Below are 22996 nucleotides of genomic sequence, written 5' to 3'. Positions count from 1 at the left end.
GCGTGAAACCTGTGGGGTAATTCGGAATGGCGGGGAGTATAACGACAACGGCAGCCTTGTTGGGCTGCCGTTGGTTCTACCCCGATCTGGATCAGACCAGGCGCGAAAGCATCTCCTCGGCTTCGGAGCGCTGGGTGTCGTCGCCATCCTTGACCACTTCGTCGAGGATGTCGCGGGCGCCCTGGTGGTCGCCCATGTCGATGTAGGCACGCGCCAAGTCGAGTTTGGTGGCCACTTCGTCGCTGCCGGAGAAGAAGTCGAAGTCCAGGTCGTCCAGCGGCTCGGGCTCCAGCGCGGCGTCTGCTGGGGTGAAGTGCGGCTCCAGCGAGGGCGATTCGAGGTTCTGCGACAGCTTGTCGAGCTCGGCGTTGACGTCGCTCAGCTCCGAGGCAAAGCTCTTGGCGGCTGGCGACTGGTCATCCAGCGACAGCGACAGGTCGAAGTCTTCCGGCAGCTCCAATTCGGAAATCGGATCGAATTCCGGGATGGAATCGAATGCCGCGAGCTCCGCAGCGACGTCCACCGGCGCTTCATCGGCTGCCTCGGGGATGCTCGGTTCACCGATATCCAGGTCGAAGTCGGCGAGGTCGTCGACGCTTTGCGGCTCGGCCTGTGCCTGCGCCAGCAACGCTTCGAAATCGTCATCGGCATCGGTTTGCGGCTCGGCGGCAGGAACCACCGGCTCCGCCTCTTCCTGCAGTTCCGCCAGGGCTGCGTCATCCAGCACCGGTGGCTCGAGGTCGTTCAGCGGCAGATCATCATCGAGGCTAAGGTCAAAGGCGCTGTCAAGGTCGTTGTCATCGGCAGCAGGCTCCGACTCAGGTGCCACGAGCGGCTCCGGATCAACCTCGGCAACCGCTTCGGGCGCTGGCTCAGCTTCAGGCTCAGGCTCAGGCTCGACCGCCGGCGTTTGCGGCTGATCCTGCAGCAGGTCCTGGACATATCGCTCATCCAGTTCTGCAGCCAATGCCGCAGCCCCCAGACCCACCGCAGCGGCGCCGAGCATGGCCGGGTAGCGCTCTTTGAGCTCGCTGACCTGCGCCACGTTCTCTTCGCTGCCAGGCAGCTTGCGCTCCTGCTCGACGAAGGCGCTGTGATCGCCCTGGCGGGCATAGACTTCCATCAATTTCAGGCGCAGGCCGTCATGCTCAGGCTGCGCCGCGACTGCCGTTTCCAGCAGGTCGGCAGCATGGTTCAGGCGCCCACGGGCCAGGCTCTGCTCGACTTCGGCCAGCAGTTCGGCATTCGGGTTCACGACAAGCGTCGATTCCTCGTCTGGCGTTGGCGCTACATGTTTCTCTGCCGCTACGGCCGCTGCGGCCGACGCCGCAACCACGGCCGGCGACAGGGTTACGCTCGGCGCAGAAACCTCCAGCTCATCGAAGCTGCTCGAAGGCAGGTCAAGGTCAGGATTACGCTCGCCCTCTTCGGACAGCGCACGCGCCATGCGCAGATGTTTTTCGGCCTCTTGCTGAGCCTTGCGCTTGCGCGCCAACAGCCACAGCAGCAGCACCAGCACAAGGAAGGCCGACCCCGCGATCAGGCCCAGCATGACCGGATTGGCCAGCAACTCATCCAGCGCGCCCGGCTGCTGCTCGGCCGGTGCAGTTTCGGCAGCCGGCGGCGTATCGGGCGCAGTGTCGACAGCAGCGGGCGCCGGGGTCACGACAGGCTCGGCGGGCGGTACCTGGGCACTGTCCGCAGGCTGCGCTGGGGCCGCTTCGCCAGGCAAGCTGGCGACAGGCGCGGTATCGGTAGCGGCGCCCTGTGCTTCCAGACGGGCCAGCTGGTCGTTCTTCAGCTGGATCAACTTCTGCAGCTTGTCCAACTGGCTCTGCAGGTCGGTCATCCGGCTTTTCAGTTCGTCGTTGTCACGACGGCTGGTATCGAGACTTTCCTGCGCTACTGCCAGCTTGTCGTTGATCGCCTTGGCGCCAGCAGCTGCCTGATTGCCGGGGCTGACCAGACGCAAATTGTCGCCCTGGGCGATACGCTCCGGCGCCGCATCGGCAGCACCCCGGCGGGTGGCGTCCAACTGCCGGGCACGCGGGCCAAGGCGCCGACCTTCACGCCAGGCCGCGTATTGCTCGGCCACTTCGCGATTCGCTTCGCCCTGGGGAATGCTCTGCACCTGCTGCTGATCGGGCAGGCGCAACACCTGGCCAACCTTCAGCTGGTTGATGTTGTTGCCGATGAAGGCGTCCGGGTTCAGCGCCTGGATGGCGATCATGGTCTGCTGCACCGAACCACCACCCTGGGTATTGCGCGCGGCGATCTGCCACAAGGTGTCGCGACGCTTGGTGGTGTAGCTGCCAGCGCTGCTGGTCGCCGGGGTGACATTGGCTGCGGCGGGTTGCTCGCCCTGGGCCTTGGCCTGGTCGAGCAGGACACTGTAGTCACGCAGCAGACGGCCCTGGGGCCACATCACCTGAACCAGGAACTTGACCACCGTGCCTGGCAGCGGCTGGCTGGAGGTTACCCGCAGCACGCTCTTGCCATTGGGGTTGATCACCGGTGTGAAGGTGAGGTCTTCGAGGTAGGTGGGATACGCCACCCCGGCCTTGCTGAACTCTTCCGGCGGCGCCAGGCTCGGCGCCACTTCTGCTGCGGTGAGGTCGCGCACATCGAGCAATTCGATCTCGGCGTCCAGTGGCTGGTTCTGTGCAGACTTGAGCGTCAGCTCACCCAACCCCAGGGCATTCGCCATGCCAGACGACAGCGCCGACGCTGCCGCCATAGCCAAAACCAGTTTGCGAATTCGAAGCATGACCTCTTCCCTTGTATGAATCGCCCCAATACCGCGCACGGTGCAGGGCAAAAGTGCTCGCCAGTATCTTTTACGCCATGTGTTTTATCAACAATTGCGCCACCTGCACGGCATTGAGCGCGGCGCCCTTGCGCAGGTTGTCGGTGGTCAGCCACAGGTTGAGCTGCTGGTCTTCATCGACACCATGACGTACACGACCAACATAGACCACGTCTTGGCCGACTGCGTCACCTACCGGGGTCGGATAATCATCACGCTCGACCAGCTCGACGCCAGTGGCGGCCTCCAGCGCGGCATTCACCGCCCCCAGATCGACCAAATTGCGGCTCTGCACCGCCACACTGAAGCTATCGCCGAAAAACACCGGGACTTGAATGCAGCTCACGGAAATCTTCAGTTCGGGCCGCTGCAGCAGCACACGCAGCTCACGAACAAGCCGTTGCTCAAGGCCAGTGTGGCCCTGCTCGTCGACACTGCCGACCTGAGCAAGCACATTGAACGCCACCTGGCGATCGAAGAACCGCGGTTCCAGCGGACGGGCGTTGAGCAACTCGGCCGTTTGCCGGGCCAGTTCGCTGACCGCTTCGCGGCCTTGAGCAGAGACCGCCAGGGCAGCCATCACCTGTACGCGATCGATGTCCAGCTGGCCTTTGAGGGGTGACAGCGCGACAGCAAGGGCCACCGCAGCAGAGCTGGGGCTGGACAGGCGCGCTGGCAGCTTGAGGTTGGCGATGCTGTCGGCATTGGCTTCCGGCACCACGGCAAGCGCGTCATCCAGGCCGCCGGACAGGTCGATGACGGTACAACCGGCCTGCTGCGCCTTGCTCGCGAAACTGCGGCTGACGGCAGGGCTGGCAGCGAAGAAGGCCAGTTTTACCTGGGCGAAGTCGAAACTGTCGACTTCACGCACTTTGATCTTCTTGCCCGCGAACATCACGCTGCTGCCCGCCGACTCCATGCTGGCCAACAGATGCAGGGTGCCGACCGGGAAACTCAGTTCTTCGAGAATCTGTACGAGGGTTTCACCGACGCTACCGGTGGCGCCTACGACGGCGATGTCCAGGGGTTGGGTCATGGAGCGGTTCCTTTATGCTGATACGGCGGGGGCGGCACTTTACTTGGATTGTAGGTGTTTGTCTGTGCTGGCCTCTTCGCGGGGCAAGCCCGCTCCCACAGGATCTCCACAGCCATCAAGGATTGCGCGGTTCCTGTGGGAGCGGGCTTGCCCCGCGAAGAGGCCGGCACAAACATAAAAAAACCCGCGCTGTCTCCAGTGCGGGTTTCTTGATCAACGCTAGGCGATCAACGCTCCAGCAGAATCCGCAGCATGCGCCGCAGCGGTTCGGCAGCACCCCACAGCAGCTGGTCGCCGACGGTGAACGCGCCCAGGTACTGGGAGCCCATGTTCAGCTTGCGCAGACGACCCACCGGAATGTTCAGGGTACCGGTGACGTTGGTCGGGCTCAGCTCCTGCATGCTGATCTCACGCTGATTCGGCACAAGCTTCACCCAAGGGTTGTGCTGGCTGATCATCCCTTCGATATCGGCCAGCGGTACGTCCTTGTTCAGCTTGATGGTCAGCGCCTGGCTGTGGCAGCGCATGGCGCCAATGCGCACGCAGATGCCATCGACCGGGATCGGGCTCTTGAAGCGACCGAGGATCTTGTTGGTTTCGGCCTGAGCCTTCCACTCTTCGCGGCTCTGGCCGTTGGGCAGTTCCTTGTCGATCCACGGGATCAGGCTGCCGGCCAGCGGCACGCCGAAGTTTTCGGTCGGGTAGGCTTCGCTGCGCATGGCCTCGGCAACCTTGCGGTCGATGTCGAGGATGGCGGCAGCCGGGTTGGCCAAGTCTTCGGCCACGGCAGCGTGGGTCGCGCCCATCTGCTTGATCAGCTCGCGCATGTTCTGCGCGCCGGCACCGGAAGCCGCCTGGTAGGTCATGGCGCTCATCCACTCGACCAGGCCGGCTTCGAACAGGCCGCCCAGGCCCATCAGCATCAGGCTGACGGTGCAGTTGCCGCCGATGTAGTTCTTGGTACCGGCATCGAGCTGCTGGTCGATCACCTTGCGGTTGACCGGGTCGAGCACGATCACGGCATCGTCCTGCATGCGCAGCGACGAGGCGGCGTCGATCCAGTAACCCTGCCAGCCGGCTTCACGCAGCTTGGGGAAGACCTCGTTGGTGTAGTCGCCGCCCTGGCAGGTCAGGATCACGTCGAGGGTCTTGAGTTCTTCAATGGAATACGCGTCCTTGAGCGGCGCAATATCCTTGCCCACGTTCGGGCCCTGGCCACCGACATTGGAGGTGGTGAAGAACACCGGCTCGATAAGGTCGAAGTCCTGCTCCTCCAGCATCCGCTGCATGAGCACGGAACCGACCATACCGCGCCAACCGATCAGACCTACACGTTTCATCGCAACTACACCTTTGCTAAAAGTGGGCCGCCACCGACCAAAAACGGTGGCGGGCCAGAGAGATTACAGATTCCGCAGCGCTGCGACTACTGCGTCGCCCATTTCCTGCGTGCCTACTTTGGTGCAACCTTGCGAGAAGATGTCGCCAGTGCGCAGACCCTGGTCCAGCACCAGGCTCACCGCCTGCTCGATCGCCTCGGCGGCGGTTGTCTGATTGAAGCTGTAACGCAGCATCATCGACACCGACAGGATGGTCGCCAGCGGGTTGGCGATGCCCTGGCCTGCGATGTCTGGCGCCGAGCCATGGCAAGGCTCGTACATGCCCTTGTTGTCGGCATCCAGCGACGCCGAAGGCAGCATGCCGATGGAACCGGTGAGCATGGAAGCTTCATCCGACAGGATGTCACCGAACATGTTGTCGGTGACCACCACGTCGAATTGCTTGGGTGCGCGCACCAGCTGCATGGCGGCATTGTCGACGTACATGTGGCTCAGCTCCACGTCCGGGTAGTCCTTGGCGACTTCCTCGACCACTTCGCGCCACAGCTGGCTGGAGGCCAGGACGTTGGCTTTATCCACCGAGCACAGCTTCTTGCCCCGCACGCGGGCCATGTCGAAGCCGACACGGGCGATGCGACGCACTTCGCTTTCGCTGTACGGCAGGGTGTCGTAAGCCTGGCGTTCGCCGCCTTCCAGCTCGCGCTGGCCGCGCGGCGCACCGAAGTAGATGCCGCCGGTCAGCTCACGGACGATGAGAATGTCCAGACCCGAGACGATTTCCGGCTTCAGCGACGAGGCATCGGCCAGTTGCGGGTAGAGGATGGCCGGGCGCAGGTTGGCGAACAGGCCCAGTTGCGAACGGATCTTCAGCAGGCCGCGCTCCGGGCGGATGTCACGCTCGATCTTGTCCCACTTGGGGCCACCCACGGCGCCCAGCAGCACGGCATCGGCCCTGCGCGCACGCTCCAGCGTCTCGTCGGCCAGCGGTACACCGTGCTTGTCGATGGCCGCGCCACCAATCACGTCGTGCTCAAGGCTCAGATCGAGCTGGAACTTGTCGTTGGCCAGTGCCAGCACCTTGACCGCCTCGGCCATGATTTCCGGGCCAATGCCATCACCTGGGAGAATCAGAATCTGCTTGCTCATGCGTTCCTCTATCCATTCAAGCGGTGCGGCCCGTTCGGCCGCCCCGAAAAAAACTCAGCGCTCGGCCCACAGCACGATGACATCGGTGCTGAACGAGCCATCGGTCTCGATCTGGTAATACTGCCGTACTTCCTCACCCATCGCTTGCTGCAACTGGCGGATGGCTATTTGCAGCGGCTCAGGCGTGCGCATGCGCTCGACCCACGAATTCCACTCCAGGCGCAAGCGCTGGCGCGTGTGGCTGCGGGTATGCAGGCCGGCCTCGCTGACCTGGCGCTGCCACTCGGCGGCAGAATAATCGCGCACATGACTGGTGTCGCGCAGCACTTCGACGGTTTGCAAATAGGTATCGAGCAACGGGCTGCCCGGTGACATCACGTCGATGAACGCCGCCACGCCGCCCGGTTTCAGTACCCGGCGCACTTCGCGCAGGGCCACGCCCAGGTCGCTCCAGTGGTGCGCCGAATAGCGGCTGAAGACGAAATCGAACGAGGCATCGGCGAACGGCAGGCGCTCGGCGGCGCCGCGCTCGGTGCTGATGTTGCCCAGGCCGCGCTCAGCGGCGGCACTGGCGACGACGTCGAGCATCGATTGCGACAGGTCGTAGGCGACCACCTGCGCCACCAGGGGCGCGACGTGGAAACTGACATGACCGGCGCCGCAACCCAGGTCGAGCACGCGCGCCGCGCCCTGCCCCGCCAGCTCGGCCTGCAGCAGGGCGAATTCGCTGCCCTGGGCGTGCACGGCGCTGCTGAGGTAGGCGCTGGCCTGCTCGCCAAACTGGCGTTGAACCACATCGGTGTGGAGGGTGCTGGTCATGTCTCAATCCTTTTGATGGTTTGTGCCTGTGCCGGCCTCTTCGCGGGGCAAGCCCGCTCCCACAGACTCAAAGGAGGCCGTTGTGGGAGCGGGCTTGCCCCGCGAAGAGGCCGGCCCTATCACCTACAAACTTCAGGCATCACGGAACAGCCAAGGCTGCGCCGCGCGGTGCTTGCCTTCGAATGCCCTGATGGCCTCATCGTCCTGCAACGTCAGGCCGATATCGTCGAGGCCGTTGAGCAGGCAGTGCTTGCGGAACGCATCGATCTCGAAGTGCAACACCTTGCCGTCCGGGCGGGTCACCGCCTGCGCCTGCAGGTCGATGGTCAGCTGATAACCGGGGTTGGCTTCGACCTGCTTGAACAGCTCATCGACCTCTTCATCGCTCAGGATGATCGGCAACAGGCCGTTCTTGAAGCTGTTGTTGAAGAAGATGTCGGCAAAGCTCGGCGCGATCACGCTGCGGAAGCCATATTCGTCCAGCGCCCACGGGGCGTGCTCACGGCTCGAACCACAGCCGAAGTTTTCCCGCGCCAGCAGCACGCTGGCACCCTGGTAACGCGCGTGGTTGAGCACGAACTCCTCGTTAATAGGGCGCTTGCTGTTGTCCTGGTAGGGCTGGCCCACATCCAGGTAACGCCACTCGTCGAACAGGTTGGGGCCGAAGCCGGTGCGCTTGATCGACTTGAGAAACTGCTTGGGAATGATCTGGTCGGTGTCGACGTTGGCACGGTCCAACGGCGCGACAAGGCCAGTGTGCTGGGTAAAGGCTTTCATGCTGCGCTCCCTTGGATCAACTCGCGGACATCGATGAAGTGGCCGGTCACCGCGGCAGCGGCAGCCATGGCCGGGCTGACCAGGTGGGTACGGCCACCGGCGCCCTGGCGGCCTTCGAAGTTGCGGTTGGAAGTGGACGCGCAGTGCTCGCCGCTTTCCAGGCGGTCCGGGTTCATTGCCAGGCACATCGAGCAGCCCGGCTCACGCCATTCGAAACCGGCCTCGAGGAAGATCTTGTCCAGGCCTTCACGCTCGGCCTGCGCTTTCACAAGGCCCGAGCCCGGCACGACGATGGCTTGCTTCACGGTTGCAGCGACCTTGCGACCCTTGGCGATTTCCGCCGCAGCGCGCAGGTCTTCGATCCGCGAGTTGGTGCAGGAGCCGATGAACACGCGATCCAGGTGGATGTCGGTGATTGCCTGGTTGGCGCTCAGGCCCATGTACTTCAAGGCGCGCTCGATGGAACCACGCTTGACCAGGTCGGCCTCGGCGGCCGGATCCGGCACACGCTGGTCGACGGCCAGGACCATCTCCGGCGAAGTGCCCCAGCTGACCTGCGGCTTGATGTCAGCCGCGTCGAGCTCGACCACAGTGTCGAACACCGCATCGGCATCGGAAACCAGGTCTTTCCACGACTCGACCGCACGCTCCCACTGCTCGCCTTTGGGTGCGTAAGGGCGGCCTTCGACGTAGGCAACGGTGGTGGCATCGGTAGCAACCAGGCCCACCCGGGCACCGGCTTCGATGGACATGTTGCAGATGGTCATGCGGCCTTCCATGGACAGCTCGCGGATGGCACTGCCCGCGAACTCCATGGCGTGACCATTGCCACCGGCGGTGCCGATCTTGCCGATCACGGCCAGCACGATGTCCTTGGCGGTGACGCCGGCAGGCAATTTGCCCTCGACGCGCACCAGCATGTTCTTCATCTTCTTGGCGACCAGGCACTGGGTGGCGAGCACGTGCTCGACCTCGGAGGTGCCGATGCCGTGGGCCAGGGCACCGAAGGCGCCGTGGGTGGAGGTGTGCGAGTCGCCGCAAACCACGGTCATGCCGGGCAAGGTGGCGCCTTGCTCGGGGCTGATGACGTGGACGATGCCCTGGCGCACGTCATTCATCTTGAATTCGACGATGCCGTATTCGTCACAGTTCTCATCGAGGGTCTGCACCTGAAGGCGCGACACCTGGTCGACGATGGCATCGATACCGCCCTTGCGTTCCGGCGTGGTCGGCACGTTGTGGTCGGGGGTGGCGATGTTGGCATCGATGCGCCATGGCTTGCGGTTGGCCAGGCGCAGGCCTTCGAAGGCCTGGGGCGACGTCACTTCATGAATGATATGGCGGTCGATGTAGATCAAGGACGAGCCGTCATCACGGCGCTTGACCTCATGGGCTTCCCAGAGTTTGTCGTAGAGCGTTTTGCCAGCCATCAGACTGTTCCTCATCAGCGTCTTTCTATGCCAAAGACCCCTTGGCTTGTACGGACGATGCTATGGCGATAGATTGAATAACTCAAATTCATAATTTTCATGCTTTGCATAACCATCAGGAATCCGAAGAGATGGACCTGGCAAACCTCAGTGCTTTCATTGCCATTGCCGAAACCGGCAGCTTTTCCGGTGCCGGCGAACGCCTGCATCTGACCCAACCGGCGATCAGCAAACGTATCGCCGGGCTTGAACAACAGCTGGATGTGCGCCTGTTCGACCGCCTGGGCCGTGAAGTGACCCTGACCGAAGCCGGCCGCGCCCTGCTGCCACGCGCCTACCAGATTCTCAACGTCCTTGATGATACCCGACGTGCCTTGACCAATTTGGCTGGGGAGGTGAGTGGTCGCCTGACCCTTGCCACTAGCCACCACATCGGTCTGCACCGCTTACCCCCGCTGTTACGGGCGTTTACCCGCCAGTACCCAGCAGTGGCGTTGGATATTCAGTTCCTCGATTCAGAAGCTGCCTACGACGAGATTCTGCATGGTCGCGCAGAAATCGCAGTAATTACCCTGGCTCCCGAGCCCCATCATCTGATCAGGGCCACCCCAGTCTGGGAGGATGCCCTGGACTTCGTCGCCGCTCCCGAGCATCCACTGGCCAGCAATACCCAGATCAGCCTTGCCGACGTTGCCCGCCATCCGGCGGTATTCCCCGGCGGCAACACGTTTACCCACCATATCGTGCAGCGCCTGTTCGAAAGCCAGGGCCTGACGCCGAATATCGCCATGAGCACCAACTACCTGGAAACCATCAAGATGATGGTTTCGATCGGCCTGGCCTGGAGCGTGCTGCCGCGGACTATGCTGGATGATCAGGTTGCACCCATCGCCTTGCCCGGCATACAGCTGTCACGCCAGCTAGGCTACATACTGCATACCGAGCGAACGCTGTCGAACGCCGCCCGGGCCTTCATGGCCCTGCTCGACAGCCACGCGGGGTCCGCCTGACCGGTCGTCAGCCCGGCACTTCCAACTCATGGACGCGTAAACGCCAAAGGTCTGGTACCAAATGCCCAAATCAGCAAACCGCTTTCCGCGCCTGCCGCGTATTCCTGCGGCCGACCCCCAGGAGTCGGAACAGGCCTGGCAGAACGCCCCGCAGCTGCTGGCCGCGCTCAACGGCGCACGCCTGGGTGCCTGGCTCTGGGACATCGACAGTGGCCGGGTGAGCTGGTCGCGCGGCACCCAGGCGCTGTTCGGCTTCGATCCCGAGCGCCCCATGCCCAAGGACATCGACTACCTCGACCTGCTGCCGGAAGAGGACCGCGCCCGCACTCGTCAGTTGTTCCAGGCGGTGGTCAACGGCGAGCCCGCCGAAAAAGCCATGCGCCATCGCATCCGCTGGCCGGATGGCAGCCTGCACTGGCTGGAAATCAACGGCAGCCTGACCCACGACCGCCAGGGCCGGCCGCAGATGATCGGGGTGATCCGCGAGATCACCCGCCAGCGCGAACGGGAAACCGCGCTGATCAACTCGGAAAAGCGCTTCGCCACCCTGTTTCACCTGAGCCCCAACGCGATCCTGCTGACCCGCCGCAACGACGGCATGATCTTCGAGGTCAACCAGCACTTCGAAGACATGTTCGGCTGGCCCGGCGACCAGGTGATCGGCAAGACCAGCCTGGAGCTGGGCCTGTGGGTAAACCCCGAGCAGCGCCACCAGGTGCTCGAAGCACTGCGCGCCAGCGGCGGCCCAGCGATTCTGGAAGTACAGTTCCGCGCCAGTTCCGGCAAACTTCACGACGGCATCCTCTGCACCCAGGCCATCGAACTAGAAGGCGTGACCTTCCTGCTCAGCACCTTCGTCGACACCTCCGCGCGCAAACGCGCCGAACAGGCACTCAAGGACAGCCAGGAACGCCTCGACCTGGCCCTGGACTCGGCGCAGCTGGGCACCTGGGATTGGCATATTCCCAGCGGCATGCTCTACGGCTCGGCCCGCGCGGCGCAGTTGCACGGGCTGGAGCCGATGCCCTTCCACGAATCGTTCGATTCCTTTTTCGAGGGCGTGCCCGAGGAGGAGCGCGATGTCATGCGCCAGGCTTACCGCAGCCTGCGCGAAGGCCCTGCGGGCAATTACCAGATCACCTACCGCGTGCAGCTGGACAACGGCGCCTCGCGCTACATCGAGAGCCGCGCACGCCTGTATCGCGATGACCAGGGCAAGCCGCTGCGCATGGCTGGCACCTTGCTCGACATCACCGATCAGGTGGAGCGCGAGCTACGCCTGAGCGCCTCGGAGGAGAAGTTCGCCAGCCTGTTCCAGGTCAGTCCCGACCCGATCTGCGTGACCCGCCAGGACACCGGCCAGTTCATCGAGATCAACCCGGCCTTCACCCAGACCTTCGGCTGGAGCGCCGAGCAGGTCATCGGCCGCACCGCCGAAGAGATCGGCCTGTGGGCCGAGTCGATCGAGCGTGCCCAGCGCATCGAACGGGTGATCCGCGAGCAGGCCCTGAGCAACGTTGCAATATTGGTCAATCACCGCGACGGCTCGGCGCTGACCTGCGTGATCGCCAGCCGGCTGATCAGCGTCGACAACCAGCCCTGCAGCGTCACCACCTTGCGCGACATTACCCAGCAGCAACGCTCCGAGGCGGCGCTGAAGTCCAGCGAAGAGAAGTTCGCCAAGGCCTTTCACTCCAGCCCCGACGCCATCACCATCACTGAACGCCGCAGCGGCCGTTACGTGGAAGTCAACGACGGCTTCTGCCGGCTGACCGGCTACAGCAACGACGAAGTGATTGGCCGCAGCGTCTATGAGCTGGGCATCTGGGCTGACGACAAACAGCGCAACGCTCTGCTCACCGAGCTTAAAGAGCGCGGCCGGGTGCACCACCGGGAGATGCTCGGGCGCAACAAGCGTGGTGACATCCTGACTGTGGAAGTGTCGGTCGAGCCGATCAGCCTCAATGAGGTCGATTGCCTGCTGCTCACCGCCCGCGATGTCAGCCAGCTGAAGAATGCCCAGGCGCAGATCCGCCATCTGGCCTACCACGACCCGCTGACCAACCTGCCCAACCGTGCCCTGCTGATGGACCGCCTGAGCCAGCAGATCGCCCTGCTGCGCCGGCACAACCTGCGCGGCGCCCTGCTGTTCCTCGACCTCGACCATTTCAAGCACATCAACGACTCGCTCGGCCACCCGGTGGGCGACACGGTGCTGAAGATCATCACCGCACGGCTCGAAGCCAGCGTACGCCTGGAAGACACCGTGGCGCGCCTGGGTGGCGATGAGTTCGTGGTGCTGCTCAGCGGCCTGGAAGGCAGCCGCGAAGCGGTCGAGAGCAAGGTTCGCGACCTGGCCGACACCCTGCGCGAGCTGCTGGCCGAGCCGATGTCGCTGGACGGCCAGCGCCTGCAGGTGACGCCGAGCATTGGCGTGGCACTGATCCCCGACCATGGCGCTACTCCAGCCGACCTGCTCAAGCGCGCCGATATCGCCCTTTATCGGGCCAAGGATTCGGGCCGCAACACCACCCAGTTGTTCCATACCACCATGCAGAAGGCCGCCAGCGAGCGCCTGCGCATGGAAAACGACCTGCGCATGGCCCTCGCGCGCGGAGAGCTGGCGCTGCACTTCCAACCCCAGGTGGATGCCCGCGACAACCGCATCGTTGGCGCCGAGGTGCTTTTACGTTGGCATCACCCACAACTGGGCCAGCAACCGCCGGCGCAGTTCATTCAAGTGCTGGAAGAAAGCGGCCTGATCCTCGAAGTTGGCAGCTGGATTCTCGACGAAGCTTGCGATGCCTGCGCGCGCATGCTCGAAGATGGACTGATCGATGCCGATGACTTCAGCCTGTGCGTCAACATCAGCCCGCGGCAGTTTCGCCAGAACGACTTCGTCGAGCGGGTACTGCGCAGCCTGGACGATTACCGGCTGCCACGGCAGATGCTCAAGCTGGAGATCACCGAGGGCATCGTCATCCAGAATCTGGAGGACACCATCAGCAAGATGCGCGAGCTCAAACGCTGCGGGGTGAGTTTTGCCATGGACGACTTCGGCACGGGCTATTCCTCGCTGACCTACCTCAAGCGCTTGCCGGTGGACGCGCTGAAGATCGACCAGACTTTCGTTCGCGACGCCCCGGTGGACCCCAATGATGCAGAGATCGTCCGCGCCATCGTCGCCATGGCGCGCAGCCTGGACCTGGCGGTGATCGCCGAGGGCGTGGAGCTGACCGAGCAACTGGAGTTTCTCGAGCGTTTGGGGTGCCACTTGTATCAGGGCTATCTGCATAGCAGGCCGCTGCCGCTGCCCGAATTCAGACAGATGCTGCTGGAGGCACCGGCGGACTACTAACGCAAAAGGGCACCCGAAGGTGCCCTTTTGTTCATCCCGCCGAACTTAGTTCAGCGCGGGCTTATCACCATTGATCGGGATGCGCTTGGCCTTGGCTTCTTCCGGCACGATGCGCAGCAGGTCGATGCTGAGCAGGCCGTTGGCCAGGCCGGCGGATTTCACTTCAATGTGGTCAGCCAGGCGGAACGACAGCTTGAAGGCGCGCTGGGCGATGCCCTGATGCAGATAGGTGACCTCTGCGGCGCTGTTTTCGCGTTTGCCGCCGATTACGGTCAGGACGCCTTTTTCGACCTGGAGGTCGAGGTCCTGCTCCTGGAACCCGGCTGCGGCAACCACGATGCGGTAGTGGTCATCGCCATGTTTTTCGACGTTATAGGGTGGGTAGCTGCTACCCGCCTCGTTACGTGCCGCAGACTCGAACAGGTCGTTGAAACGGTCGAAGCCTACGGAATGGCGGAACAGTGGAGCGAGAGAGAAAGCGCTGGTCATGGTCATGAACTCCTGAAATTCAGCAAGTAAAGTCATTACGCGACCCGACTTCGGCATCGCGTACTGAATAAATAGGGTTCAGGAAAACGCTTTCAAGGGTGACAGGCAAAAATTTTTCAGTGGTTTCAATGGCCCTTTCGCGGGGCAAGCCCGCTCCCACAGGCTGAAGACACACCCTGTGGGAGCGGGCTTGCCCCGCGAAGGGGCCAGTTCAGGCAACACATTCCTCGAATGCCTGCATTTCAACCCCAAGCAACTGGCTGATCCGCTGGCAACTATCCTCACGCCGCAACTCGGCAAACAGCACCACCGCCTCCGGATAACTGCGCGTCAGCATCGCCAGCCACTGCTTCATCCGCCCCGGCGCGTAACGCGGCGACAGCTTGGCCTGGGCCTGGCGCCAGAATTCACGCAGCAGCGGCAACAGCGCCTCCCAGCTCATCGGCTGGTAGTCCCGCCCGTCCCGCGCGGCGGCGATTTGCAAAGCCAGGTCCGGCCGCGACACCAGGCCGCGCCCGAGCATGATGTCCTCGGCGCCGCTGACTTCGCGGCAACGCCGCCAATCGTCCACGGTCCAGATCTCGCCATTGGCGAACACCGGCACCTTGACCACATCCTGCACCCGCGCCACCCACTCCCAGTGCGCCGGCGGCTTGTAGCCCTCGACCTTGGTGCGGGCGTGCACCACCAGGTGTGCCGAACCACCCTCGGCGAGGGCCGTGGCGCAATCCAGGGCACCATCTGGGCTGTCGAAGCCCAGGCGCATTTTCGAGGTGACCGGGATGTGCGCGGGCACGGCGCGGCGCACCTCGCGCACGATGGCATGCAGCAATTCCGGCTCTTTGAGCAGCACCGCGCCACCCCGGGATTTATTCACGGTCTTGGCTGGGCAGCCGAAGTTCAGGTCGATCACCGGCGCACCCAGCTCACAGGCCAACGCCGCGTTTTCGGCCAGACAGACCGGATCGGAGCCCAGCAACTGCACGCGCATGGGCACGCCGGCAGCCGTGCGCGCGCCGTGACGCAGCTCAGGCGCGAGCTTGTCGAAGGAGGAAGCGGGCAGCAGGCGGTCGCAGACGCGGATGAATTCGGTGACGCACCAATCGATGCCGCCCACGCGCGTCAGAACGTCGCGCAGGATGTTGTCGACCAGCCCCTCCATCGGGGCCAGGGCAATTTGCATGTTGCGGTCTCGGCGAGAAAAGGCGGCAGTCTAACAAAAAATGCCGGCCGCTCAGGCACCGATCAGCGCCGGGCCGTAACCGTCGACGAATTCCGCTGGCATGCGCTTGGGTTTGCCGCTGGAGAGCTCGATGCAGGCGAAGGTGGTCTGCGCGCGCAGCAGGGTCACGCCGTCACGCGGGCGCTTGAGCTGGAAGCGCCGAGTCATGCGCAGGCGCTGGTCCCAGTCGATGATCCAGGTCGCCAGCTGCAGCTCGTCGTCCTCGTAGGCAGCCGCGAGGTAGTCGATTTCGTGGCGCACCACTGCCATGGCCCGGTCCAGGCGCCGGTATTCGGCCAGGTCCAGGCCCAGGCGCTGCGAGTGGCGCCAGGCGCAACGCTCCAGCCAGGTGACGTAGACCGCGTTGTTGGCGTGGCCGAGGCCGTCGATGTCCTCGCTGCCGACGCGCAGGTCGATGATGAATGGCGTTGCCAGGTCCCAGCTCATGCCCGCTCCCAATGTCAGTGAACGGGCAGAGTGTATCGGATGTTCAGGCGCTTTGCCGCGCGGGTGCGCTGGCATGCTCGAGCAATTCGAGCACCGCCTCGCTTACGCGTGGGTCGGCCAATACGCGCTGGTGGCCGCCCGCCTCCAGGCGCAGCAGACGGCTGTCGAACCAGGCTTTGTGGATCAGCTCAGCCTCGCTGGCCGGAACAAGCGTGTCGTCAGCGGCATGCACGATCAATCCTGGCAGCTCCAGCTGATAACCACTGACATCCAGGCGGTTGATCTGCATGCCAACGTCCCGCTCGACCTGGCGAATGAATGCCGCCCTGGCGCGGGCCGGCAGGCCAAGGTGGCGAGCGAAACCACGCAACACACCGAGCAACTGGGCCGGTGCAGCGATGCTCACTGCGGCTTCGGCACGCAGCCCCATCTGCAGGGCCAGCATGACACTGGCACCGCCCATGGAATGGCCGATCACCGCACGCAGCGGCGGCAGCTCAGCGGCTGCCTCCAGCAGCGCCCGGGCAAACAGCACGACATTCGCTTGATCACCCGGCGAACGGCCATGGCCAGGCCCTTCCAGCGAGACCACGGTATGCCCGGCCTTCACCAGGGTTTCGATCAACGCGGCAAATTGGGTCGGCCGCCCTTCCCAACCGTGCATCAACAGCACCGTCGGGCCTTGACCCCAGCGCAAGGCAGACAGCCCAAAGCGCAGGGTGACGCGCTCTGCGCTGGCCAGCAGCGGCAGCTCCCACTCTCTTGGTGGCAGCGTGCGCGGGGTCATGAACGCACGGCGCATCTTGCCGGCGACGTGCTCGGGGGCCAGGTGGCCGAGGGTGCCATTGACACCACGAATCCAGCTGAGGGTAGTCATCGCCTTGCTCCAGGTTTCAAACGACCGCCGATTTGGCGGCGCGCAGGATACGGTCGGACAGCTCGCCGGTGCCCAGGGCACGGGCCAGCGCCAGACCACCGATCATCAGGGCCAGGTCGGCCAGGGCCTTGTCGGCATCTTCCGGGCGATCGACCATCGCCGCAGTCATCAGCTCGATATGCTCGGCCAGCACCTCGCGAAACACCTCCGGCAAGCGCTGCATCTCGCCAATCGAGTTGGGCAGCGGGCAGGCATGCACTTCGGCATCACGGTGCTTGCGCGACAGGTAGAAGGCGCTCACCAGCGCTCGCCGCCCTGCCCCGTCCAGGCTCGGATCCACTTGCGCCAGCAGCGCCCGGCGCTCGCTGAGCAACTGGCGGAACGCCTCGAGCATGAGTTCGTCCTTGCTCTCGAAGTGGGCGTAGAAGCCTCCGACCGTCAGGCCTGCAGCGCCCATGACCTGGCTGACACTCGGTTCAGCCGGGCCATGCTGGATCAACGCACTGCGGGCAGCTTCAAGGATGCGCTCGCGAGTTCTGGTCTTCTTGTCGCTCATGAACGTCCACCGGGCAAAATATGATGATCGAAATATTATTCTCATCATATTTTTTGGCAAGCAGAATTTGCCGCCACTCATCGGCGCGGCCATTTTTTAAGGGATGGGAAAAAAACAAAAGGCCCATTCAATAAGCGAATGAGCCTTTAAAGTCCCGCAAAACGCGGGTAAACGTGGCGTCCCCTAGGGGACTCGAACCCCTGTTACCGCCGTGAAAGGGCGGTGTCCTAGGCCACTAGACGAAGGGGACGTAACCTTCGCGAAGATTCGCTGATGCGAACCCTGGCTAAATTGGTGGAGCTAAGCGGGATCGAACCGCTGACCTCCTGCATGCCATGCAGGCGCTCTCCCAGCTGAGCTATAGCCCCGAAAACAAAAGGCTCATTCAATATGTGAACGAGCCTCTTTAAATCCCGCAAAACGCGGGTAAAAGTGGCGTCCCCTAGGGGACTCGAACCCCTGTTACCGCCGTGAAAGGGCGGTGTCCTAGGCCACTAGACGAAGGGGACGTAACCTTCGCGAAGATTCGCTATTGCGAACCCTGGCTAAATTGGTGGAGCTAAGCGGGATCGAACCGCTGACCTCCTGCATGCCATGCAGGCGCTCTCCCAGCTGAGCTATAGCCCCGGATTTCTAGCCTCTCGGCCCAGCGAAATAGTGAAATATCGCTTGTGCAAAACTGGCGTCCCCTAGGGGACTCGAACCCCTGTTACCGCCGTGAAAGGGCGGTGTCCTAGGCCACTAGACGAAGGGGACGAACCTTCTTACCTTCAAGACCCGGTTGCTGGACCCGGTCTTGCTTACCAGCCTTGGCTGTTAAGCGGAATTTGGTGGAGCTAAGCGGGATCGAACCGCTGACCTCCTGCATGCCATGCAGGCGCTCTCCCAGCTGAGCTATAGCCCCACAATGTCGCTTTGAACTGAATCACCGGCTGGGTGCCTGGCGCTTCGTTTTCGTTCATCGCTGTGGACGGGGCGCATATTAAGATCGGATTGCAGGGCTGTCAAACTAAATTTTGAAAATATTCAAAAGTTTTTTCACAGATAACAATCACTTACCACCCTGCCCCAATGATTCTCGGGTTTTCCCATGCAGGAGCAGGCATGCCCGCCCCTGTACGGTAACCCCTAAAGCTGTCAGGCGATGTTCGCCAGCAGCTTTTCCCACTCTTTGTTTTCTTTCTTCGACACGCCACCCAGCAGGTCCAGCGCCTGGCGCAAGCGGTAGCGGGTCAGGTCCGGGCCGAGAATTTCCATGGCGTCGAGCACCGATACCGAACTGGCCTGGCCAGTGATGGCGGCGAACATCAGCGGCATGGCATCACGCAGTTTCAGCTCCAGCGCTTCGACCACCGCCTGGATGCAACCGGTGATACGCTCTTTTTCCCACTGGCGCAGGCTTTCCAGCTTCCACAGGATCAGCTGAATGACCTGGCGCACCTGATCGGCGGACAGCTTCTTGCTTTCGAACAGCTTGGCGTCGAGCTTCAGCGCGCCTTCGAAGAAGAACCCGCCCAGCGGCGCGACCTGGCTGAAGGTTTCGACCCGGCCCTGCACGTGCGGGGCGATCTTCATCATGTAGTCGCTGTTGAACGCCCATTTCTGCAGGCGCGCGGCGAATTCTTCGACAGGCAGCTCGCGCAGCCATTGGCCGTTGAGCCAGGACAGCTTCTCGATGTCGAAGATCGGGCCACCCAGAGAGATGCGCGACAGGTCGAAGTGCTCGACCATTTCCGCCAGGGAGAACTTCTCGCGCTCGTCCGGCATCGACCAGCCCATGCGGCCGAGGTAGTTGAGCATCGCCTCGGGCATGAAGCCCATGCGCTCGTAGAAGGTCACCGAGGTGGGGTTCTTGCGCTTGGACAGCTTGGATTTGTCCGGGTTACGCAGCAGCGGCATGTAGCACAGCTTGGGCTGCTCCCAGCCGAAGTATTCGTACAGCTTGATCAGTTTCGGTGCCGACGGCAGCCACTCTTCGCCACGCAGCACGTGGGTGATGCCCATCAGGTGGTCATCGACCACGTTGGCCAGGAAGTACGTCGGCAGGCCGTCGTTCTTCATCAGCACCTGCATGTCCATGCGGTCCCACGGGATTTCGACGTCGCCACGGAGCATGTCCGGGACCACGCAGATGCCTTCGCTCGGCACCTTCATGCGGATCACGTGGGGCTCGCCTGCGGCCAGGCGGCGCTGCACTTCCTCATCGCTCAGCAGCAGTGCGCGGCCGTCGTAGCGTGGGGTTTCGCCGCGAGCCATTTGCTCGGCGCGCATCTGCTCCAGCTCTTCGGCGGTGCAGAAGCAGTAGAAGGCGTGGCCGGCATCGACCAGTTGCTTGGCGTACTGGGCGTAGATCTCGCCACGCTCGCTCTGCCGGTACGGCCCGTGCGGGCCGCCGACATCCGGGCCTTCGTTCCATTCGATGCCGAGCCAGCGCAGGGCGTCGAAGATCTGCTGCTCCGACTCGCGGGTCGAGCGCAGCTGGTCGGTGTCTTCGATGCGCAGGATGAACTCACCGCCATGCTGCTTGGCAAAGCAGTAGTTGAACAGGGCGATGTAGGCGGTGCCGACATGGGGGTCGCCCGTGGGCGATGGCGCGATACGCGTGCGTACGGTGGTCATGGAGAGTCTCGAACGAAAGATGAAACAAAGGCGGGATGTTAGCAGGGAGCAGGCACCGGGCTCCAGCAATGGCGCGAACGTCACTTGTAGACGGGCGGTGTGTAGCTGTTAAATTTGCTTACATTTCTGGAACGATAGTCCCCATGCCCGCTCAACTCAAACGCCGCCTGCTGATCTTCTTCACCCTGGTGTCGATCATCGCCCTCGCCTTCCTCGCCCACTGGTTCTTCAAGGGGCGCTTCTACGAGAGCACCGACAACGCCTACGTACAGGGCGAGATCACGCGCATCTCCAGCCAGCTTGGCGCGCGCATCGACGAAGTGCGCGTGGAGGATAACCAGCATGTGAGCAAGGGCGACCTGCTGGTGCGCCTGGAAGTCGCCGACTTCGAACTGGCCGTTGAACGCGCGCGTGCGGCCCTGGCCACCCGCGAAGCCGAACATGTGCAGGCAGAAAGCCGGCTGACCCAGCAAGGCAGCCTGATTGCCGCCGGCCAGGCCCAGGTCGCCGCCAACCAGGCGACGTTCGACCGCTCGCGCCTGGACTTGAACCGCGTGGAGAAACTGCGCAAGCCAGGTTTCGTATCCGAGCAGCAGGTCACCACCCTTTCAGCGGAAAGCCACGTCGCCGGCTCCCAGGTCGACAAGGCCCGCGCCGATTTGCAAAGCCAGCGCCAGCAGGTCAATGCCCTAAGCGCCGACCTCAAGCGCCTGGATGCGCAGATCGCCAATGCCCGCGCTGAATTGGCCCAGGCCGAGCTGAACCTGACCCGCTGCGAAATCCGCGCCCCAATCAGCGGCATCATCGGCCAGCGCAATGCCCGCAATGGCCAGGTGGTGCAGGCCGGCGCCTATCTGCTGTCGATCGTGCCCGACCAGGACATCTGGGTGCAGGCCAACTTCAAGGAAACCCAGATTGGCCACATGCAGCCCGGCCAGCGCGCCGAACTGTTGTTCGACAGCTACCCCGACACGCCAATCGAAGGCCGTGTCGACAGCCTGTTCGCCGCTTCCGGCGCGCAGTTCAGCCTGCTGCCACCGGACAACGCCACTGGCAATTTCACCAAGGTGGTGCAGCGCATCCCGGTCAAGCTGACCTTCGCCGCCGACAATCCGTTGCATGGCCGCATTCGCCCAGGCATGTCGGTGACCGCTACCGTCGATTTGCGCGCAGAGGATGCAGGCCACGATGGCCGGTGATCAGCTGCTCCGGCCAACCGGGGAGCCGACACGGCGCGACTGGATTGCGGTGATGAGCGTGATGCTCGGCGCCTTCATGGCCGTGCTGGACATCCAGATCACCAACTCTTCGCTCAAGGACATCCAGGGCGCGCTGTCGGCGACCCTGGAAGAAGGCTCGTGGATCTCCACCTCGTACCTGGTGGCGGAAATCATCATGATCCCGCTGACCGCCTGGCTGGTGCAGTTATTGTCCGCCAGGCGCCTGGCGGTTTGGGTGTCGGCCGGCTTCCTGTTTTCGTCGCTGCTGTGCTCGATGGCCTGGAACCTGGAGAGCATGATTCTGTTCCGCGCCTTGCAGGGCTTCACCGGCGGCGCGCTGATCCCGCTGGCCTTTACGCTGACTTTGATAAAACTGCCCGAACACCACCGCGCCAAAGGCATGGCCATGTTCGCCATGACCGCCACCTTCGCCCCTTCCATCGGCCCGACCCTGGGTGGCTGGCTGACCGAGAACTGGGGGTGGGAATACATCTTCTACATCAACATCCCGCCTGGCCTGGTGATGATCGCCGGCCTGATGTACGGGCTTGAAAAGAAGGAAGCGCACTGGGAGCTGCTGAAAAGCACCGATTACGCCGGCATTGTCACGTTGGGCGTAGGCCTGGGTTGCCTGCAAGTGTTCCTTGAGGAGGGCCATCGCAAGGATTGGCTGGAATCGAACCTGATCGTTGTCCTGGGCAGCATTGCCCTGGTCAGCCTGATCACCTTTGTCATCCTGCAGTTTTCCAAACCGCATCCGCTGATCAACCTGCGCATCCTTGGCAACCGCAACTTCGGGCTTTCGAGCATCGCCAGCCTGGGTATGGGTGTCGGGCTGTATGGGTCGATCTACCTGCTGCCGCTGTATCTGGCACAGATCCAAGGCTACAACGCCCTGCAGATCGGCGAGGTGATCATGTGGATGGGTGTGCCGCAGCTGTTCCTCATCCCGCTGGTGCCGCAGTTGATGAAGGTGGTGCCACCGAAAATATTGTGCGCGCTCGGTTTCTGCCTGTTTGGCGCTGCCAGCTTCGGTTCCGGCGTGCTCAACCCGGACTTTGCCGGCCCGCAGTTCAACCACATCCAGATTATCCGGGCCCTTGGCCAGCCGATGATCATGGTGACCATTTCGCTGATCGCCACGGCCTATATCCAGCAGCAGGATGCCGGGTCGGCGTCGAGCCTGTTCAATATTCTGCGAAACCTCGGCGGTGCCATTGGCATCGCCTTGCTCGCCACCTTGCTGGATGCGCGGACCAAGGTGTATTTCGACTACCTGCGCGAGGCGGTGGTGCCGAGTAATCCGCAGGTGGCCGAGCGGCTGGGGCAACTGGCGGAGCGGTTGGGCAATGACAATGCGGCCCTGGGCAAGTTGAGTGAAATTGCACATCAGCAGGCGCTGATCATGGCTTACAACGATGCCTTCCACTTTGTAGGGATCGGGTTGGCGGTGAGCATGGTGGCGGTGCTACTGACTCGCAAACTGCCGGAGGGCCTCAAGGCTGGGGAGGCTCATTGATATTGGCGTTGCCCGTCCCGGCCTCTTCGCGGGCAAGCCCGCTCCCACAGGATTTCCACTACCCTTGAGAATAGTGGTGAGCCTGTGGGAGCGGGCTTGCCCGCGAAGAGGCCAGGACAGGCAACCAAGAATCAACTGGTAATCAGCCGCTCGCGAAGCTGGGTGATCTCATCCCGCAACTGCGCCGCAGCTTCAAACTCCAGATCGCGCGCAAACTGCATCATTTTCTCTCCCACAGGATTTCCACTACCCTTGAGAATAGTGGTGAGCCTGTGGGAGCGGGCTTGCCCGCGAAGAGGCCAGGACAGGCAACCAAGAATCAACT

At 63.0% G+C, this 22996-nt stretch carries 18 protein-coding genes and 6 tRNA genes; 4 read left to right on the top strand and 20 right to left on the bottom strand.

Translation table 11 applies throughout. The annotated features are described in order from the left end of the window. Positions 1–91: 91 nt before the first annotated feature. The 7 genes from ACIPZF_RS11715 to leuC form a co-directional block, all read right to left on the bottom strand. On the bottom strand, positions 92–2767 hold the full coding sequence (locus ACIPZF_RS11715; protein WP_400799072.1) for a FimV/HubP family polar landmark protein: 2676 nt from the start codon (positions 2765–2767) through the stop codon (positions 92–94). A gap of 70 nt (positions 2768–2837) precedes the next feature. Continuing rightward, positions 2838–3842, bottom strand: a complete 1005-nt coding sequence (locus ACIPZF_RS11710) for an aspartate-semialdehyde dehydrogenase (protein WP_400799069.1) — start codon at positions 3840–3842, stop codon at positions 2838–2840. Between the two features lie 227 nt (positions 3843–4069). After that, a complete protein-coding gene (gene asd / locus ACIPZF_RS11705; RefSeq protein WP_400799066.1) occupies positions 4070–5182 on the bottom strand; it encodes an aspartate-semialdehyde dehydrogenase in 1113 nt (370 codons plus the stop codon). Between the two features lie 63 nt (positions 5183–5245). Then, positions 5246–6328 carry a 3-isopropylmalate dehydrogenase gene (gene leuB / locus ACIPZF_RS11700; protein WP_400799063.1) on the bottom strand — a complete coding sequence of 361 codons (1083 nt, stop codon included), beginning with the start codon at positions 6326–6328 and terminating at the stop codon, positions 5246–5248. A 54-nt stretch (positions 6329–6382) separates the two neighbouring features. Then, complete coding sequence (locus ACIPZF_RS11695) at positions 6383–7147, bottom strand: class I SAM-dependent methyltransferase (RefSeq protein ID WP_400799060.1); 765 nt, start codon at positions 7145–7147, stop codon at positions 6383–6385. A gap of 132 nt (positions 7148–7279) precedes the next feature. After that, on the bottom strand, positions 7280–7924 hold the full coding sequence (gene leuD, locus ACIPZF_RS11690) for a 3-isopropylmalate dehydratase small subunit (protein ID WP_400799057.1): 645 nt from the start codon (positions 7922–7924) through the stop codon (positions 7280–7282). Beyond that, positions 7921–9354 carry a 3-isopropylmalate dehydratase large subunit gene (leuC, locus tag ACIPZF_RS11685; protein WP_400799055.1) on the bottom strand — a complete coding sequence of 478 codons (1434 nt, stop codon included), beginning with the start codon at positions 9352–9354 and terminating at the stop codon, positions 7921–7923. The genes leuD and leuC overlap by 4 nt, the downstream gene beginning before the upstream one ends. Before the next feature lie 131 nt (positions 9355–9485). On the opposite strand from leuC, the gene ACIPZF_RS11680 reads away from it, so the two are divergent. Both ACIPZF_RS11680 and ACIPZF_RS11675 read left to right on the top strand, forming a co-directional pair. Further along, positions 9486–10364 (top strand): LysR family transcriptional regulator, encoded by an 879-nt coding sequence (locus tag ACIPZF_RS11680; RefSeq protein ID WP_400799053.1) that lies wholly within the window; start codon positions 9486–9488, stop codon positions 10362–10364. Between the two features lie 61 nt (positions 10365–10425). Continuing rightward, positions 10426–13722 carry a PAS domain S-box protein gene (locus ACIPZF_RS11675; protein WP_400799050.1) on the top strand — a complete coding sequence of 1099 codons (3297 nt, stop codon included), beginning with the start codon at positions 10426–10428 and terminating at the stop codon, positions 13720–13722. Between the two features lie 45 nt (positions 13723–13767). On the opposite strand, the gene ACIPZF_RS11670 is transcribed toward ACIPZF_RS11675, so the two are convergent. The 12 genes from ACIPZF_RS11670 to gltX form a co-directional block, all read right to left on the bottom strand. Then, entirely contained in the window at positions 13768–14211 is a 444-nt protein-coding gene (locus ACIPZF_RS11670; RefSeq protein WP_400799049.1) for an Hsp20 family protein, read from the bottom strand. A gap of 211 nt (positions 14212–14422) precedes the next feature. Then, positions 14423–15394 carry a tRNA dihydrouridine synthase gene (locus ACIPZF_RS11665; protein ID WP_400799047.1) on the bottom strand — a complete coding sequence of 324 codons (972 nt, stop codon included), beginning with the start codon at positions 15392–15394 and terminating at the stop codon, positions 14423–14425. Between the two features lie 51 nt (positions 15395–15445). Continuing rightward, positions 15446–15880, bottom strand: coding sequence for an acyl-CoA thioesterase (locus tag ACIPZF_RS11660; protein ID WP_400799044.1), 435 nt, complete (start codon positions 15878–15880; stop codon positions 15446–15448). Positions 15881–15923: 43 nt separating this feature from the next. Continuing rightward, positions 15924–16757, bottom strand: a complete 834-nt coding sequence (locus ACIPZF_RS11655; protein WP_400799041.1) for an alpha/beta fold hydrolase — start codon at positions 16755–16757, stop codon at positions 15924–15926. A 16-nt stretch (positions 16758–16773) separates the two neighbouring features. Further along, positions 16774–17313 (bottom strand): TetR/AcrR family transcriptional regulator, encoded by a 540-nt coding sequence (locus tag ACIPZF_RS11650; protein ID WP_400799038.1) that lies wholly within the window; start codon positions 17311–17313, stop codon positions 16774–16776. A gap of 174 nt (positions 17314–17487) precedes the next feature. Then, a tRNA-Glu gene (locus ACIPZF_RS11645) sits at positions 17488–17563 on the bottom strand. 42 nt (positions 17564–17605) lie between these two features. Then, positions 17606–17681, bottom strand: a tRNA-Ala gene (locus ACIPZF_RS11640). 65 nt (positions 17682–17746) lie between these two features. Then, positions 17747–17822, bottom strand: a tRNA-Glu gene (locus ACIPZF_RS11635). A 42-nt stretch (positions 17823–17864) separates the two neighbouring features. Beyond that, positions 17865–17940 (bottom strand) — tRNA-Ala (locus ACIPZF_RS11630). 53 nt (positions 17941–17993) lie between these two features. Further along, positions 17994–18069: transfer RNA gene (locus ACIPZF_RS11625), tRNA-Glu, on the bottom strand. A gap of 72 nt (positions 18070–18141) precedes the next feature. Further along, positions 18142–18217: transfer RNA gene (locus tag ACIPZF_RS11620), tRNA-Ala, on the bottom strand. Between the two features lie 233 nt (positions 18218–18450). Then, positions 18451–19932, bottom strand: a complete 1482-nt coding sequence (gltX, locus tag ACIPZF_RS11615; protein ID WP_400799035.1) for a glutamate--tRNA ligase — start codon at positions 19930–19932, stop codon at positions 18451–18453. A gap of 143 nt (positions 19933–20075) precedes the next feature. Here gltX and ACIPZF_RS11610 point away from each other — a divergent pair, with 143 nt between their 5' ends. Beyond that, complete coding sequence (locus tag ACIPZF_RS11610; RefSeq protein ID WP_400799032.1) at positions 20076–21131, top strand: HlyD family secretion protein; 1056 nt, start codon at positions 20076–20078, stop codon at positions 21129–21131. Positions 21132–21180: 49 nt separating this feature from the next. Continuing rightward, the gene (locus ACIPZF_RS11605) at positions 21181–22671 is read left to right on the top strand and encodes an MDR family MFS transporter (protein WP_400799701.1); all 1491 of its coding nucleotides are present in this window, start codon (positions 21181–21183) and stop codon (positions 22669–22671) included. Positions 22672–22802: 131 nt separating this feature from the next. Here the strand turns inward: ACIPZF_RS11605 and ACIPZF_RS11600 are convergent. Beyond that, the coding region (locus ACIPZF_RS11600; RefSeq protein ID WP_400799029.1) for a UvrB/UvrC motif-containing protein at positions 22803–22996 on the bottom strand (194 nt) is incomplete at its 5' end.

Source organism: Pseudomonas sp. NPDC089752, assembly GCF_044748725.1.
In the GTDB taxonomy this organism is placed as follows: Bacteria; Pseudomonadota; Gammaproteobacteria; order Pseudomonadales; family Pseudomonadaceae; genus Aquipseudomonas.
Note: the sequence above shows the minus strand (reverse complement) of the source record. Positions and strands in the feature narration are given on the sequence as shown.